Genomic DNA, 15629 nt, shown 5'->3' with positions numbered 1-15629 from the left:
CATGAGGTGCGCGGGGTGCTCGTGGCGGGTCAGGGGACGAGGAGGATCTTGCCGCGGGTGTGGCCGTCCTCGCTGAGGCGGTGGGCGTCGGCGACGTCGTCGAGGGCGAAGCGCGGGCCGAGCTCGAGCGAGAAGCGGCCGTCGGCGGCGAGCTGCGCGGCGTGGGGGATGCCCTCGCGGCGCAGTGCCTTCTCCTCGTCGGTCAGCGGGACGGGGCTGCCGCCCATCCAGGCGCGGATGCCCAGCTCGGCCGCCCGCGCGCCGACGACGACGGTGCCGACGTGCTGCGGGTCGCTCACGAGGGCGAGGGACGCGGCGAGCGCCTCGTCGGTGCCCGCGGCATCGAGCACGCGGTCCACTCCGCCGGGAGCCGCCGCGCGGAGGCGCTCCTCGAGACCGGGTCCGTAGGCGACGGGCTCGGCGCCGAGCTCGCGCAGCCGGTCGTGGTTGGCCGGGCTCGCCGTCGCGATCACGCGCGCACCCCGCTCCACCGCGAACTGCACCGCGGCCTGGCCGACGGCGCCGGCACCCGCGTGCACGAGGAAGACGGAGCCCTCGGCGACGCCGAGCGAGACGACCGCCTGATAGGCGGTGCTGATCGGGACGCCGAGCGCGGCGGCCTCTTCGAAGCCGAGGCCCGCGGGCTTGCGGTCGAGGCTCTCGGGCGCGACGACGACGGACTCGCCGTAGGTGCCGACCGCGCTGCTCACGATCACCTCGTCACCGACGCTCCAGCCGGAGACGCCCGCGCCGACGGCGGTGATCACGCCGGCGCCGTCCGAGCCGAGGCGGCGGGGGAAGGGCGGCCCGGGGCGGATGCCGGAGCGCATCTTCCACTCGATCGGGTTCACGCCGGCCGCGCGGATCGCGACGACGACGCCTCCCTCGGGCGCCTCGACCTCGGGCGCCTCGACGACCTCGAGCACCTCGGGGCCGCCGTTCTCGGTGTACTGCACGAATCGCGTCATGTCGTTCTCCTTCATCGGGCTGTGACCAGTCGAGCTGTGACCAGTCGAGCTGGGACCCATCGAGCTGTGACCGGGAAGAGGGCGGAGCCGGCCGGCTCAGCCCAGCAGCGTCTCGCGCACCTCGCGGCGCAGCACCTTGCCGATCAGCGAGGTCGGCAGCGCGTCGACCGTCACCACCCGCTTCGGCACCTTGTAGGCCGTCAGGTGCAGTCGGCAGAAGTCGCGCAGCGCCTCGGCCTCGACGACCGTCCCGGCGCGCAGCACGACCGCGGCCGCGACGCTCTCGCCGCCCTCCGCGCGGGGCAGGCCGACGACCGCGGCGCGCACCACGTCCGGGTGCGACTCGAGCACGCCCTCCACCTCGGACGGCGAGACGTTGAAGCCGCCCGTGATGATCAGCTCCTTCGCCCGGTCGACGATCGTGACGAAGCCGTCCGCCGAGACCGTGGCGATGTCGCCGGTGCGGAGCCAGCCGTCGGGCAGCAGCGTCGCCGCGGTGTCCTCGGGGCGCTTCCAGTAGCCCTGGAACACCTGCGGTCCCTGCAGCAGCAGCTCGCCGGACTCGCCGGGTCCGCGGTCGACGGAGGGGTCGGCCGGGTCGACCAGGCGGATCCGGGTGCTGGGGAACGGCACGCCGACGGTGCCCGGCCGGCGACTCGGGCCGACCGGGTTGCCGAGCGCGACGGGCGAGCTCTCGGTCATCCCGTAGCCCTCGACGAGGAGTCCGCGGCTCGCGCGCTCCCAGCGGTCGACGGTCGCGACGGGCAGGCTCATCGCTCCCGAGATCGCGAAGCGGATGCCGCGGAGGCCGAGCTCGCCGCGCTCGGAGGCGCGGGCCAGCGCGTCGTAGACCGGCGGCACGGCGGGCAGGAAGGTGGGCGGCGACTTCTTCGCGGCGGCCTTCACCAGGCCGACGTCGAAGGTGGGGAAGAGCACGACCTTGGCGCCGATGCTGATCGCGAACGTCAGGCAGAGCGTGAGGCCGTAGGCGTGGAAGAGGGGGAGGACCGCGTAGAAGGTCTCGTCGCCCTCGCGGAGCCCGGGCACCCAGGCCTGACCCTGCAGCGCGTTCGCGCGGAGGTTGGCGTGCGAGAGGATCGCGCCCTTCGGCGTGCCGGTGGTGCCGCTCGTGTACTGGAGCAGCGCGGTGTCGGCGAGCGCCGGTCGCGGGTGCGAGCGGGCGATCCGGCGGCCGCCCATTAGTCGGTCGAAGGGGATCAGCGAGCGGGTGCGCGGGCTCGTGGTCAGCTTGGCGCGCGCCTCCCGGGCCTTCTCCAGCGGGAGCCTCAGGGCGAGCCGCTTGCCGAGCGGGAAGGACGCGGTGAGGTCGACCGAGACGACGCGCTCGACGCCGAGGTCGGCGGGCAGCGCGGCGATGACGTCGGCGGTCCTGTTCCAGACCACCGCGACGCGGGCACCGTGGTCCTCGAACTGCCGGCGCAGCTCGCGCGGGGTGTAGAGCGGGTTGTGCTCGACGACGATCGCGCCGAGCCGCAGCACCGCGTAGAACGCGATCACGTGCTCGGGGCAGTTCGGCAGCACCAGGGCGACGCGGTCGCCGGCGCGCACGCCCAGGCGGCGCAGCCCCTCCGCGGCGCGGGCGACCTTCTCGCCGAGCTCGGCGTAGCTCGTCTCGGCGCCGAAGAACTCGAGCGCGATGCCGCGCTTGTAGCGGGCCACCGAGTCCTCGAGCAGATCGACGAGGGTCTGCGTGGGCGGGTCGATCTCGGCCGGGACGCCCTCCGCGTAGGAGGTCAGCCACGGCTTCATCGCCAGGTTCGAGGTTCCGGAGGTCACGGAGCGAGTATCCGGCACCCGCCTCCGGGGATCCTCCGAGCACTCGGCAGGGGGTGACGTGGCACGGGCGCGCCGAGCAGACTGGCGGGATGACTGCAGCCATCGACCTCCTCCGCGACGCCTTCGACCGGGTGCACGGGACCGTGCACGCTGTCCTCGACGACAGCACCCCCGAGCGGCTCGGCTTCCGGGCCGACGCGCAGGCCAACTCCGCCGCCTGGCTCGTCTGGCACCTGACCCGGGTGCAGGACGATCACCTCGCCCCGCTCGCCGGCCGCGAGCAGCTCTGGATCTCCGGCGGCTTCCACGAGCGCTCCGGACTGCCGTTCCCGGCCGAGACGAACGGCTACGGGATGGAGCCTTCCGAGGTCGCGGCGCTCGCCGCGGTGCCGGCCGAGCTGCTCGCGGAGTACTACGACGCCGTGCACGAGCAGACGCTCGCCTACCTCGACACGCTGGAGGACGCCGACCTCGCCCGCGTGGTCGACGAGGACTGGGACCCGCCGGTGACCCTCGCGGTGCGGCTCGTCTCGGTGATCGACGACGACACGCAGCACGCGGGGCAGGCCGCGTTCTCGGCCGGCCTCGCGGAGCGCGCCGGGCTCTGAGCGACGCCGGCCGCCCCTACGGTGGGACGGTGCGGTGGGGGATCAGGGCTCGAGGGGTCGGGGCGGAGTCCATCCCGGCGAGCGCCGTCCTCCTCGTCGCAACCCTCCTGACCCTCCTCGGCTCCTGGATCCCCTCCTACTGGAACGACGAGGCCGCGACCCTCCGCCTCGCGCGGCTCCCGCTGCCCGAGCTGCTCGCCTTCGCGCAGCAGAAGGACGCCGTGCACGTCGTCTACGCGCTGCTGATGCACGGCTGGATCGCGATCGCGGGGGAGTCGGAGCTGGCCGTCCGCGCGCCGTCCGCCCTCGCGGCGGGGGCGGGAGCGGCGGGCGTGCTGGTGCTGCTGCGCTCGCTGGGCCGGCCGCGGGCCGCGCTGCTCGCCGCCATCGTGTTCGTGCTGCTGCCCCGGACGTCGTTCAACGGGACGGAGGCGCGCTCCTCCGCGCTCGCCACGGCGCTCGTCGTGTGGGCGGCGGTGCTGGCGGTCCGCGCGGCGCGGGACGGCGGGGTGCTGCGCTGGGCCGGCTTCGTCGCTGTGGCGGGGCTCGCGAACGCCGTCTTCCTCTACTGCGTGCTCGTGCTGCCGGCCTTCGTGCTGCTCGCGGCGGTCGTCGGGCCCCGGCGCGGCCGCGCCTTCGGTGCCGGCGTGCTCGGCGCGGTGCTGTCGGTCGGCGTCGCGAGCCCGGTGATCGTCACGGCGGCGGGCCAGAGCGGGCAGATCGGCTGGCTCCGCTCGCAGCCGGTCAACGCCTACACGGTGGTCGTCGAGTCGTTCTTCGGCTCGGCGTGGTGGCTGGCGGCGCTCGCCGTGGGGCTGCTGGTCGTCGCGGCGGTCGGGACGCGGGCGGTGCGGTCGCGCGCGACCGTGGCGGGGGCGGTCCACCCGCCGCTCGTCCTCGTGCTGGCCGTCTGGCTGCTCCTGCCGGCCGCGGTCCTGCTCCTCGGCACCGCGCTGATCGAGCCGATGTTCACCCCGCGCTATCTCAGCCTCAGCTCGCCCGCGCTGGCGACGGTGCTGGGGCTGGCCCTCGCCTCCTGGCGCCCGGTGACGGCGGGCGTCCTCGTCGGTGCCCTCGCCGTCGCGGCGCTGCCCGCCCTCGTCCTGATGCGGACGGAGACCGGGAAGCCGGCCGGACAGGACCTCCGCGCCCTCGCGCAGACGATCCAGGCCGGCGCGCGCCCGGGTGACGCGTTCCTCCTCGGCGACAGCGGGACCGTGTCGCTGCGGCCGCGGATCGCCCTCGCCGCCTACCCCTCGGCCTTCGCCGGGCTCGACGACGTCGCCCTCGAGCGCTCGTACGCGACGACCGGCACCTACTCCGACGTCCTGCTCGAGGACGACGCGCTGCGGGCCGCCCTCGGGGGCGAGCAGCGCGTCTGGACCGCCGCTCCCGCCTCCGACCCGGCGGCCTTCGACTGGCTCGCGGCGGGGGGCTTCGAGGCCGGCCCCGCCTCGACCGTGCCGACCGCGACGATCACGCTGTGGGAGCGGCGCTGACGCGTCCGCTCCGCCCCGAGCCGTTACCCTGGACCCCGGCACCGTCGCTGCGCGGCGGGGCTCGCGGTGCGAAGACCGCGCCACCGGAAGGACCTGCTCACGTGACGCTGCCCACCACCTCCACCCCCTCCGGCGAGACCGGCCTGAAGCGCAAGGGGCGCGACGTCGCCCCCGAGATCGCCCGCTCCTGGCTGCTCGTCAACGCGACCCGCACCGACACCTTCGACGCCGCGCACGCCTCGCGTGCCGACCAGGTCGTCCTCGACATCGAGGACGCGGTCGACCCGAAGGCCAAGCCCGAGGCCCGCGCCGACGTCGCCGCCTGGCTCAGCGGCGAGAAGCGCGCCTGGGTGCGCATCAACGACCACTCCACCCCGTTCTGGTCGGACGACGTCGACGCGCTGAAGGGCCTGCCCGGCTTGGCCGGCGTCATGCTCGCGAAGACCGAGGCCGGCGAGCACGTCACCGAGACCTTCGACCGCCTCGGCGGCGCGACCCCGGTGCTCGCGCTGGTCGAGTCGGCCCTCGGCATCGAGGAGGCGGTCTCGATCGCCCGCGCCCGCGGGACCTTCCGCCTCGCCTTCGGCAGCGGCGACTACCGCCGCGACACCGGCACCAGCGCCGACGACCTGGCGATGGCCTACCCGCGCTCGCGCCTCGTCGTCGCCTCGCGCATCGGCGACCTGCCCGGCCCGATCGACGGCCCGACCGTCTCCAACAGCCACCCGGTGCTGCGCGAGCAGTCGGCGCTCACCGTCTCGCTCGGCCTCACCGGCAAGCTCTGCCTCGACACCGAGCAGCTCGCGGTCATCAACGAGGTCATCAGCCCGACCCCGTCCGACGTGGCCTGGGCGCGCGACTTCCTCGACGACTTCGAGGCCCGCGGCCGCGTCATCCGCGACGGCAGCGACCTGCCGCGACTGGGCCGCGCGAAGAAGATCGACAAGCTCGCGACCGCGTTCGGGGTCAACCCGCTCTGACGCTCGGGCCGCTGACACGTCGGCGGCTCCGACCGCTCCGGCCCGCGACGGGGCACACTGGGGATCGACGAGGAGGCCGGCATGGGTGCAGTCAGCACGTTCCTGTGGTTCGACGACCAGGCGAGGGAGGCGGCCGAGTTCTACACCGAGCTCGTGCCGAACTCGCGGATCCTGAGCACCGAGGTGCTGCCCGAGGGCTCGCCCTCGCCGGGCACCGTCACCGTCGTCACCTTCGAGCTCGACGGGCAGCTCTTCCAGGCCATGAACGGCGGCCCCGGCTTCCCGTTCTCCGAAGCGGTCTCGATCTCGGTCTCGGTCGAGTCGCAGGCCGAGGTCGACCGGCTCTGGGACGCGCTGATCGCCGACGGCGGCGAGGAGAGCCGCTGCGGCTGGCTCCGCGACCGGTGGGGGCTGTCCTGGCAGATCGTGCCGACGGCCCTCGGCGCGGTGCTCGGCGGCGCCGACGCGGAGGGAGCGGCGCGCGCCCTGCAGGCGATGCTCGGCATGACCAAGCTCGACGTCGCCGCCCTCGCAGCGGCCTATGCCGGCGCCTGAGCGGGGGCGCCCGCGGCGCTCGTCCGCGTCGCTTCGCGCGGCCTATCTGCGCGACTACCGCTACGCGTACGGCTCGCGGTTCACGCACCTGCGCGAGGGCTGGGACGTCTCGCGCTACGCCTCGGGTAACGGCGCGCCCGTCCTGCTGATCCCCGGGATCTACGAGACCTGGCAGTTCCTGCGGCCGATCGCCGATCGGCTGCACGCGGCCGGGCACCCGATCCACGTGCTGCCCGCGCTCGGCTACAACACCCGGCCGATCGTCGCGTCGGCCGCGCTCGGGCAGGAGTACCTGCGCGAGCACGACCTGCGCGGGGTCGTCGTCGTCGCGCACAGCAAGGGCGGCCTGATCGGCAAGCACATGATGGTCGTCGACGACCGCGACGAGGGCCGGATCGACCGGATGATCGCCGTCTCGACGCCGTTCAACGGCTCACCGCTCGCCCGCATCGCGCCGGCCCGGGCGCTGCGCGAGTTCGGCCCGCACCGCCCCGTGATCCGGACGCTGCTGGCCGAGCGCGACGCCGACCGTCGCATCGTCTCGATCTACGGGATGCGCGACCAGTACATCCCGGGCGGGAGCCGCCTCGCCGGCGCACGCGAGAACATCGCGGTATCGGTGGTGGGGCACTTCGTGCTGCTGTCGCACCCGCGGGTGCTGGCGCTCATCGCGGCCCGGGTGGAGCCGGCGAGCGACGCGCCGGGGACGGACGACGTCACTCCGGAGACGACGGTCGTCGCTCCGGAGTGACGGCCGGCCGGGTCAGGACCAGGGCGTGAGCAGCACCAGCGGGATCTGCCGGTCGGTCTTGGTCTGGTACTCCGCGTAGTCGGGCCAGGCCGCGACCGCGCGCTCCCACCAGGCGGCGCGCTCGTCGCCCTCGAGGACGCTCGCGGTGTAGTCCTTCTTCACCGGGCCGTCCTGCAGCTCGACGTGCGGCTCCTTGACCATGTTCAGGTACCAGACCGGGTGCTCGGGTGCACCGCCCTTCGAGGCGACGACGACGTAGGAGCCGTCGTGCTCGACGCGCATCAGCGCGGTCTTGCGCAGCTTGCCGCTGCGGGCGCCGACCGTGGTCAGGACGATGATCGGCTTGCCGCGGAGGAGGTTCCCCTCCGCGCCGCCGGTGGCCTCGTAGAGCTCCGCCTGCTCGCGGGCCCAGGCGGACGTGCTCGGTTCGTATTCTCCGGTGAGGGGCATGAGTCGATCGTATTGCGCGCAGAACATCAGCCGAGGAGGTCCTTCATCGGCGATGAGCGACGAACTCGGCTCGCAGCTGATGTTCTGCACCGCAGCCGCACCGTCCGGGCTCCGGGCGTGCACGAGGATGGAGCGGTGCAGCCAGCAGACCAGCTCGACCGAGCCCGCATCGCGCTCCTCGGCGACGACCTCTCCCGTGCCCGCTACCGCGTCGACGCCGTCCGCGAGCTGTGGGGCGAGGCCGCGGGCGAGGCGCTGCACCGCGGCGACCGGGTCCCGGCGCGGCGGGCGCTCGAGCGCAGCGGCGATCGCGGGCCGCTGGCCGTGCTGGCCCGGCTGTTCCTCCTCGCCGATCCGGTGCCGACGGAGCAGGCGGAGGCGGCGTTCCCGTCGCTCGGCCTCGACGGCGCCCTGGAGCTGGAGCTCGTGCGCTCCGAGGCCGGAGCGGTGGTCACCGCCGCGCTCGACCTGCGGCCCTACGACCTCGTCGACCTGCACGGCGCCGCCTCCTGGTGGATCGCCTCCGATCTCGGCGAGCTCGCGCTCGGCCGGCCGCTCGACGAGGACCACGTGCTCGGCGTCGGCGGAGCGAGCCTCACCCTCGCCGGGCTGATGATCCAGCGGCCGGTCGGCAGCCTGCTCGACCTCGGCACCGGCTGCGGGATCCAGGCGCTGCACGCCTCCCGGCACGCGGACCGCGTGGTCGCGACCGACGTCTCGCACCGCGCGCTCGCCATCGCGGCCTTCAACGCGGCGCTGAACGGCATCGACTCGATCGAGTTCCGGCACGGCAGTCTCTACGAGCCGGTCGCGGGGGAGCGGTTCGAGCAGATCGTCACCAATCCGCCGTTCGTGATCACGCCGCGGACCGCGGGCGTCCCCGCCTACGAGTACCGCGACGGCGGCCTCGAGGGCGACGAGATCGTCCGCCGCGTGATCGTCGGCGCGGCCGAGCACCTGGTGCCGGGCGGTGTCGCGCAGCTGCTCGGCAACTGGGAGTACCGGGCCGAGGCGGACGCCTTCGACCGGGTCCGCGCCTGGCTGGCCGACGACCGCAGCCCGCTCGAGCAGGCGCTCGAACCTGGGCACGCCGGACTCGCCGCCTGGATGGACGGCACCGCCTCGCCGCTCGACGTCTGGATCGTGGAGCGCGAGCAGCAGGATCCGGCGATCTACGCCGAGACCTGGATCCGCGACGGCGGGACCACCCGCGGAGCGGAGTCGGACGCCCTCGTCGACGCCTGGCTCGAGGACTTCGAGCGGCGCGGCGTGACCGGCGTCGGCTTCGGCTACGTGACCCTGCGGCTCCCCGCGACGCCCCGGCCGCCGATCCGCCGCCTCGAGCGGCTCGATGCGGCGTTCGCGACCGCGGGGCTGGGCGGGCACCTCGCGCACTGCCTCGACGCGCTCGACGCGCTGTCCGCGGTCGACGACGCCGACCTCTCGCGGCTGGCGCTCGTCGTCGCCGGCGACGTGACCGAGGAGCGGCACTACTGGCCGGGCAACGACGACCCGACCGTGCTGCGGCTGCGCCAGGGCGGCGGCTTCGCCCGGGTGGAGGAGGCGGACACGGCCCTCGCCGCGGTCGTCGGGGCGTGCGACGGCGAGCTGTCCGTCGCCGCCATCACGGCCGCGGTGGCCTCGCTCCTGCACGTGGAGGAGGCCGCCGTGCTGGACTCCGTGCTGCCGCGGGTGCGCGAGCTCGTCGCGACCGGGATGCTGCGGCTGCCCTGAGCGCGGGGTGCGCCCCCTCGGGTCAGAACAGGGTCGCGGGGGCGTCCTCGGTGTCGACGGCGGGGGTCACGGCGGGGGAGGCTCCCGGCCAGCCCGGACCGGAGTCCACGGCCGTGCGGCGCTGGTAGGCGGTCGCGGCGGCGCGGGCGCGCACGTCCGCGGCCTCGTTCATCCGGTGATTGGCGTGCCCCTTGACCCACTCGAAGGTGACGGCGCGGCCCTGCAGCTCCTCGTCGAGCGCCTTGATGATCTCGACGTTCATCACCGGCTTGCCGTCGGCCTTCCGCCAGCCCTTCCGCTTCCAGCCCGGCAGCCACTCGGTGCAGGCCTTGATGGCGTACTGGCTGTCGCAGAGGATGTGCACGGGCTCGCTCTCCTGCGCGGTGGCGCGGAGCAGCTCGAGGACCGCGGTGAGCTCGCCGATGTTGTTGGTGCCGTGCGACCAGCCGCCGGCCGCCCAGCGCTCGTCGTCGACGTACCAGGCCCAGCCCGCGGGGCCGGGGTTGCCCAGCGCTGATCCGTCTGCGGCGGCGATGATGCTCACGTGCGGTCCTCCTCGAAGTCGGTGCGCCCTCGCGAGCGCCCTTCGAGGGTAGTCGCCCGCGCCGACGCCGGTCGTCGGGCGCAACCGGGTACCCGGTGTCGGGGGCCGCTGGCAGGGTGGAGGGATGACCAGCATCCCCACCCTCACCCTCGACGACGGCACGAGCATCCCGCAGCTCGGGTTCGGCGTCTTCCAGGTCGACCCCGCCGAGACGGAGCGCATCGTCTCCGAGGCGCTCGAGGCCGGCTACCGGCACATCGACACCGCCGCGGTCTACGGCAACGAGGAGGGCGTCGGGCGGGCGCTCGCCTCCTCCGGGATCGCGCGCGACGAGCTGTACGTGACCACGAAGCTGTGGAACGACGATCAGGGCCGCGACACGGCGGCCGGTGCGCTCGACGCCAGCCTCGAGAAGCTCGGTCTCGACGCGGTCGACCTGTACCTCATCCACTGGCCGAAGCCGAAGCAGGACCGCTATGTCGAGAGCTGGGAGGCGATGCAGGAGCTGCAGGCCGCCGGACGCACCCGCTCGATCGGCGTCTCGAACTTCCTCGTGCCGCACCTGGAGCGACTGCTCGCCGCGACCGAGGTCGTCCCCGCCGTCAACCAGATCGAGCTGCACCCGTACCACCAGCAGCCGACGGTCACCGCGTTCGGCGCGCAGCACGGCATCGCGACGGAGGCCTGGGGCCCGCTCGGGCAGAACAAGTACCCGCTGCTCGAGCTGCCGGTGATCACCGGCGCGGCCGAGGCGCACGGGGTCACGCCCGCGCAGGTCGTGCTGCGCTGGCACCTCGACCGCGGCCACATCGTCTTCCCGAAGTCGTCGACGAAGGCCCGCATCGTGGAGAACATCGACGTCTTCGGCTTCGAGCTGACCGACGACGAGCGCGACGCGATCACCGCGCTCGAGCGCGCCGGCCGCGTCGGCGGCGACCCGAACGAGGTCTGACGCTAGGGTCTCGATACGCCGCTGGCGCGGCTGCTCGACCAGCATGCTCCGCGCCTGCGTTGCGCGGCTCAGCAGGTTCCGCGCCCGCCGTGACGCCCGGCGGAGCAGGAGCGGCATCCCGCTAGGAGGCGCGGTGGGCGATCGTGACGCGGGTCGCGTACGGCATGGCGACGCGGTCGCCGGGCAGTGCGTCGACGACCTCGCCGACGGCCGCGAGGACCGCGGCGCGCTCCTCCTCGGGCATCGCGATGACGTAGCTGCGCGAGGCGAACATGTCGAGCAGCGCCGGACGGTCGAGCTCGTACTTCCAGTCGAACTCGGCGTAGGCGACGCGCTCCAGCGCCGAGCCCAGCGGCGGCTGCACCGTCTCGGAGCGCTCGGCGGCCGAGGAGCCGGCGACCTCGCCGAGGCGCCGCACCCACGGCACCGACTCGTCGCGGATGTTCCAGACCAGCGCGAGCACGCCGCCCGGGACCAGCACCCGCGCGACCTCGGCGCTCGCGCGCTCGGGGTCGACCCAGTGCCAGGACTGCGCCGCGGTGACCAGCTCGACGGACGCGTCCGGCAGCGGGATCGCCTCGGCGGTCCCCGCCAGCGCCCGGACAAACGGCAGCTGCGCGGTCAGCCGCTCCAGCATCGCCGCGTCCGGCTCCACGGCGGTCACATCGAGTCCGCGCGCCACCAGAGACGCGGTGAACTTCCCGGTGCCGGCCCCGAGGTCCGCGACGCGCACCCGGTCGGAGGCGTCCGCGCCGGCCGCCCGCGCGCGCTCGGGCACGAAGGCGCCGGCCACCCGGGCGGGCGCGTGCCCGATGAGCCAGTCCACGGCGTCGTCCGGGTAGCCCGGGCGCCCGCGGTCGTAGGCGTCGACGGCCGAGCCGAAGGAGCGGCCGAGCTCGGCGGGAGAGGCGGAGGGTGTCGCGTCGGAGGGCGTCATGCCCCCGACGCTACGCCCCGGCGACTCGCCCCGGAGTTACGCGTCCGGAGCCGTCGCCCCCAGGGTCCGCGCGAGGACGTCCACCGCGTAGCCGTAGCCCGCGATGCCGGCGCCGACGATCACGGCGACCGCGATGTCCGACAGGTAGGAGTGCCGCCGGAACTCCTCGCGCCGGTGCACGTTGCTCACGTGCACCTCGACCAGCGGCAGCTCGGTGGCGAGGACGGCGTCGCGGATCGCGATCGAGGTGTGGGTGTAGGCGCCGACGTTGAGCAGCAGGCCGGCGGCCGTGCCGCGCGCCTCGTGCAGGCGGTCGATGATCGCGCCCTCCGAGTTGCTCTGGAAGAACTCGATCTCGAGGCCGAGCCGCTCCGCCGCGCGAGTGGCGAGCGCCTCCGCATCCGCGAGCGTGTCGGAGCCGTAGACCGCGGGCTCGCGGGTGCCGAGGAGGTTCAGGTTCGGGCCGTTCACGACGAGGATCTTCACGCTCCGACCCTAGCGACCCGCGGGCGCGGACCGGTCAGGCGAGCGTCGCCGCGATGCCGACCGGCAGCGCCGGCAGCTCGGCGCGCAGCCGGATCAGCTCCCGCGCGTGCTCGTCCAGGCGGCGGTCCTCGTCGCTCCGCGGCTCGAGCGCCGGCACAGCCTCGGCCGCTCCGTCGTCGCCGCGCACCACGAAGACGCTCATGCACTGCGTCGTCAGCTCGAGCTCGCCGGTCCGCGGGTCGCCCGAGCGCACGTGGATCGCGAGGTGCATCGAGCGCGGCCCGGTGTGGATCAGCCGCGCCTCCACCTCGACGAGGTGCCCGATCCGCACCGGCCGGTAGAAGTGGATGCCGCCGGAGTAGACGGCGACCGCGTCCCGCCCGCTCCAGCTCTGCGCGACGGCGTTCGCGGCCTCGTCGATCCAGCGCATCACGATGCCGCCGTGCGCGTTGCCGCCCCAGTTGACGTCGCCGGGCGCGGCCAGGAATCGGAAGACGATCCGCGGGCCGGTCCCCGCCTCGGTGTACTCCTGCGCGCGCATCACCTCGTGCAGCGCGCGCCGGCCGTCGATGCGGGCGGCGGCGCCCTCGGCCAGGGCGAGGTCCTCGATCGTGCGGGGGCTCCACTCCGGCACCGGGCGCGGGCGCTTCTCCTCGTCGACGGCGACGAAGATCAGGAGGCAGTGCGTCGCCGCCTCGTAGCGCCCGGTGCGCGGGTCGGCCTGGGCGACGCGCACCAGCACGTGCATGCTCGTGCGGCCGGTGTGGATGACCTGCGCGGTCGCCTCGATCAGGTTGCCGACGGCGATCGGCCGGGTGAAGTGCACGTTGCCGACGTAGGCGGTGACGCAGTAGCCGCCGCTCCAGCCGACGGCGCAGGCGTAGCCGGCCTTGTCGATCCACTCGAGCACGCGGCCGGCCTGGGCGCTCCGGCCGTCGGCGGTCGCGTCCTGCGGCGCGGCGAGGAAGCGGAGGGTGATGCGGTCGTCCATGGTGCCCGTCTGGTCGTGCGGTGGGTGGGGGATCTCGACATGCTGGTCGAGTAGCCGCGGCAGCGGTCCTCACATGCTGGTCGAGTAGCTGCGGCAGCGGCGTATCGAGACCCACGTGCTCGGCGGTGGTGGATCTCGATACGCCCCTGCGGGGCTACTCGATCAGCATGGCCTTCCCTCCGGGCGGGGCTGCTCGATCAGCAGAGCGGGAGTGGACCCGCGGAGGGGGATGCGAAGAAGGGGATGGTTCCCCTCCGCGGGCCACAGGGGCGCCGGCGCGCGGCCGGCGGGATCCGGGTTCAGGCCGCGTGGGCGGCCGGCAGCTCCTCGGCGAGCAGCCGGAGCCGCAGCGCCCGCAGCTCGGCGGTCAGCTCGGGCGGCAGGCGGTCGCCGAAGCGGGCGAAGAACGCCTCCGTCAGGGCGCACTCGTCGAGCCACGCCTCCACCGGGACGGAGAACAGCTCCTCCTTCGCGGCGGCCGAGAGGTTCAGCCCGTGCGTGTCGATCGACAGCGGCAGGTCGCCGATCGCGCTGGGCCGCGACTCCGCGAGCCCCTCGATCCGCCGGACGAGCCACTGCAGGACTCGGGCGTTGTCGCCGAAGCCGGGCCAGAGGAAGGAGCCGTCGGCGCCCTTGCGGAACCAGTTGACCTGGAAGATCGCGGGCGCCTTCTCGCCGAGGTCCGCGCCGACGGCGAGCCAGTGCGCGAAGTAGTCGGCCATGTTGTAGCCGCAGAAGGGCAGCATCGCGAACGGGTCGCGCCGCAGCTCGCCGACCGTCCCCTCCGCCGCGGCCGTCTTCTCGGAGGCGATGGTCGCACCCAGGAACACGCCGTGCTGCCAGGAGGTCGCCTGGGTCACCAGCGGCACGTTGCTCGCCCGGCGCCCGCCGAAGACGATCGCGTCCAGCGGCACGCCCTCGAAGGCGTCCCACTCGGCCGAGAGAGTCGGGCACTGCTGGGCCGGTGCCGTGAAGCGCGCATTGGGATGCGCGGCCGGGGTCCCGGAGGCGGGCGTCCACGGCTCGCCCCGCCAGTCGGTGAGGTGCTCGGGCACCTCGTCGGTGAGGCCCTCCCACCAGACGTCGCCGTCCTCGCGGAGTGCGACGTTGGTGAAGATCGTGTTGCCCCAGAGGGTGTGCACGGCGTTCGGATTGCTGCTCTGCCCGGTGCCGGGTGCGACGCCGAAGAACCCGGTCTCGGGGTTCATCGCCCAGAGGCGGCCGTCCTCGCCCTTCTTCATCCAGGTGATGTCGTCGCCGAGCGTCTCCACGCGCCAGCCGGGGATCGTCGGCTGCAGCATCGCCAGGTTCGTCTTGCCGCAGGCGCTCGGGAAGGCCGCGGCCACGTGGTAGCTCCGGCCCTCGGGCGAGACGATGCGGATCAGGAGCATGTGCTCGGCCAGCCAGCCCTCCTCGCGGCCCATCGCGGAGGCGATCCGCAGGGCGAAGCACTTCTTGGCCAGCAGGGCGTTGCCGCCGTAACCGGAGCCGAACGACCAGATCTCGCGCGTCTCGGGGAACTGGGTGATGTACTTCGTCGCGTTGCACGGCCAGGCGACGTCGTCGCGGGTCGTGCCGTCGGCGTCGCGGAGCGGGAAGCCGACCGAGTGCACGCCGCGGACGAAGGCGGTCTCCTCGCCGAAGGCGGCGAGCGGCTCGGCGCCGACGCGGGCCATGATCCGCATGTTCAGCACGGCGTAGGCGGAGTCGGTCAGCTGCACGCCGAGCTGCGAGAGCGGACCGCCGACCGGGCCCATCGAGAACGGGACGACGTACATCGTCCGGCCGCGCATCGAGCCGGCGAAGTAGGGGGCGAGCTCGGCCTTCATCGCGGAGGGCTCGCGCCAGTTGTTGGTCGGTCCGGCGTCGGCCTCGTCCGTGGTGCAGAGGAACGTGCGGTCCTCGACGCGGGCGACGTCGTCGGGGTCGGTGCGGGCGAGGAACGAGCCGGGCCGCCACTCCGGGTTCAGGGCGATCAGCTTCCCCTCCTCGACCATCCGGCCGGTGAGGCGGTACCACTCGGCGGGGGAGCCGTCGCACCACTCGATCGCGTCGGGCTGGAGGATCGCGGCCATCTCGCGCACCCAGCGGCGGAGGGCCAGCGGGGCGGGCGGCACGACCGGTGCGGCGACCGGGGTCGGCGCGGTCATGGTGGTCGTCTCGAGGAGGAGGGTGTTGCTGTAGATGCTCATGCTGGCTCCGCTTTCAGTGCAGTCGTCGTCGACGGGGTGGGGAGTCGGTCCTCGTGGCGGTCGTGATCCGACGGTGCGAGGGGCGCTCTCTGGCGCCTGAAGCCAGGATGGAGGAGGATCGAGGGGTATTTGCGAAGCCTTGACCTTCAAGAACCGCGGTTTTTGCGCCTCCGTCACAACCGATC

15 protein-coding genes are annotated in these 15629 nt (G+C 73.9%); 7 read left to right on the top strand and 8 right to left on the bottom strand.

The window, feature by feature from the left end:
• Nucleotides 1-29 precede the first annotated feature (29 nt).
• Both EDF43_RS05540 and EDF43_RS05535 read right to left on the bottom strand, forming a co-directional pair.
• Complete coding sequence (locus EDF43_RS05540) at nt 30-968, bottom strand: NADP-dependent oxidoreductase (RefSeq protein WP_132435906.1); 939 nt, start codon at nt 966-968, stop codon at nt 30-32.
• Between the two features lie 96 nt (nt 969-1064).
• A complete protein-coding gene (locus EDF43_RS05535) occupies nt 1065-2765 on the bottom strand; it encodes a long-chain-fatty-acid--CoA ligase (RefSeq protein WP_279388998.1) in 1701 nt (566 codons plus the stop codon).
• An 89-nt stretch (nt 2766-2854) separates the two neighbouring features.
• Between EDF43_RS05535 and EDF43_RS05530 the strand changes: the two genes are divergently transcribed.
• The 5 genes from EDF43_RS05530 (at nt 2855) to EDF43_RS05510 (ending at nt 7158) form a co-directional block, all read left to right on the top strand.
• Nucleotides 2855-3373: a DUF664 domain-containing protein gene (locus tag EDF43_RS05530; protein ID WP_123735168.1), complete on the top strand. Its 519-nt coding sequence runs from the start codon at nt 2855-2857 to the stop codon at nt 3371-3373.
• A 29-nt stretch (nt 3374-3402) separates the two neighbouring features.
• The gene (locus EDF43_RS05525) at nt 3403-4872 is read left to right on the top strand and encodes a glycosyltransferase family 39 protein (protein ID WP_132435905.1); all 1470 of its coding nucleotides are present in this window, start codon (nt 3403-3405) and stop codon (nt 4870-4872) included.
• A gap of 107 nt (nt 4873-4979) precedes the next feature.
• The gene (locus EDF43_RS05520; RefSeq protein WP_207901642.1) at nt 4980-5852 is read left to right on the top strand and encodes a CoA ester lyase; all 873 of its coding nucleotides are present in this window, start codon (nt 4980-4982) and stop codon (nt 5850-5852) included.
• A gap of 81 nt (nt 5853-5933) precedes the next feature.
• A complete protein-coding gene (locus EDF43_RS05515) occupies nt 5934-6407 on the top strand; it encodes a VOC family protein (protein ID WP_132435904.1) in 474 nt (157 codons plus the stop codon).
• Nucleotides 6394-7158 carry an alpha/beta hydrolase gene (locus EDF43_RS05510; protein WP_132435903.1) on the top strand — a complete coding sequence of 255 codons (765 nt, stop codon included), beginning with the start codon at nt 6394-6396 and terminating at the stop codon, nt 7156-7158. Before EDF43_RS05515 ends, EDF43_RS05510 begins: the two co-directional genes overlap by 14 nt.
• 12 nt (nt 7159-7170) lie before the next feature.
• Here the strand turns inward: EDF43_RS05510 and EDF43_RS05505 are convergent, their stop codons facing one another.
• The gene (locus EDF43_RS05505; RefSeq protein WP_123445252.1) at nt 7171-7608 is read right to left on the bottom strand and encodes a nitroreductase family deazaflavin-dependent oxidoreductase; all 438 of its coding nucleotides are present in this window, start codon (nt 7606-7608) and stop codon (nt 7171-7173) included.
• A 135-nt stretch (nt 7609-7743) separates the two neighbouring features.
• Here EDF43_RS05505 and EDF43_RS05500 point away from each other — a divergent pair, with 135 nt between their 5' ends.
• Nucleotides 7744-9342, top strand: coding sequence for a methyltransferase (locus EDF43_RS05500; RefSeq protein WP_132435902.1), 1599 nt, complete (start codon nt 7744-7746; stop codon nt 9340-9342).
• 22 nt (nt 9343-9364) lie between these two features.
• Here EDF43_RS05500 and EDF43_RS05495 read toward each other — a convergent pair whose 3' ends face one another.
• On the bottom strand, nt 9365-9886 hold the full coding sequence (locus EDF43_RS05495; RefSeq protein WP_132435901.1) for a ribonuclease H: 522 nt from the start codon (nt 9884-9886) through the stop codon (nt 9365-9367).
• A gap of 124 nt (nt 9887-10010) precedes the next feature.
• Between EDF43_RS05495 and EDF43_RS05490 the strand changes: the two genes are divergently transcribed.
• On the top strand, nt 10011-10838 hold the full coding sequence (locus tag EDF43_RS05490) for an aldo/keto reductase (protein ID WP_132435900.1): 828 nt from the start codon (nt 10011-10013) through the stop codon (nt 10836-10838).
• Between the two features lie 121 nt (nt 10839-10959).
• Here EDF43_RS05490 and EDF43_RS05485 read toward each other — a convergent pair whose 3' ends face one another.
• From EDF43_RS05485 to EDF43_RS05470, 4 genes are all read right to left on the bottom strand, one after another.
• The gene (locus tag EDF43_RS05485) at nt 10960-11775 is read right to left on the bottom strand and encodes a class I SAM-dependent methyltransferase (RefSeq protein ID WP_132435899.1); all 816 of its coding nucleotides are present in this window, start codon (nt 11773-11775) and stop codon (nt 10960-10962) included.
• Nucleotides 11776-11811: 36 nt separating this feature from the next.
• Entirely contained in the window at nt 11812-12261 is a 450-nt protein-coding gene (gene aroQ, locus EDF43_RS05480; RefSeq protein WP_123735176.1) for a type II 3-dehydroquinate dehydratase, read from the bottom strand.
• A 34-nt stretch (nt 12262-12295) separates the two neighbouring features.
• Nucleotides 12296-13252 carry a hotdog domain-containing protein gene (locus EDF43_RS05475; protein WP_132435898.1) on the bottom strand — a complete coding sequence of 319 codons (957 nt, stop codon included), beginning with the start codon at nt 13250-13252 and terminating at the stop codon, nt 12296-12298.
• Nucleotides 13253-13551: 299 nt separating this feature from the next.
• On the bottom strand, nt 13552-15402 hold the full coding sequence (locus EDF43_RS05470) for a phosphoenolpyruvate carboxykinase (GTP) (protein WP_132436081.1): 1851 nt from the start codon (nt 15400-15402) through the stop codon (nt 13552-13554).
• Nucleotides 15403-15629: the final 227 nt, after the last annotated feature.

Origin of the sequence: Rathayibacter sp. PhB179 (genome assembly GCF_004345345.1) — a bacterium.
Classification (GTDB): Bacteria; Actinomycetota; Actinomycetes; order Actinomycetales; family Microbacteriaceae; genus Rathayibacter; species Rathayibacter festucae.
Note: the sequence above shows the minus strand (reverse complement) of the source record. Positions and strands in the feature narration are given on the sequence as shown.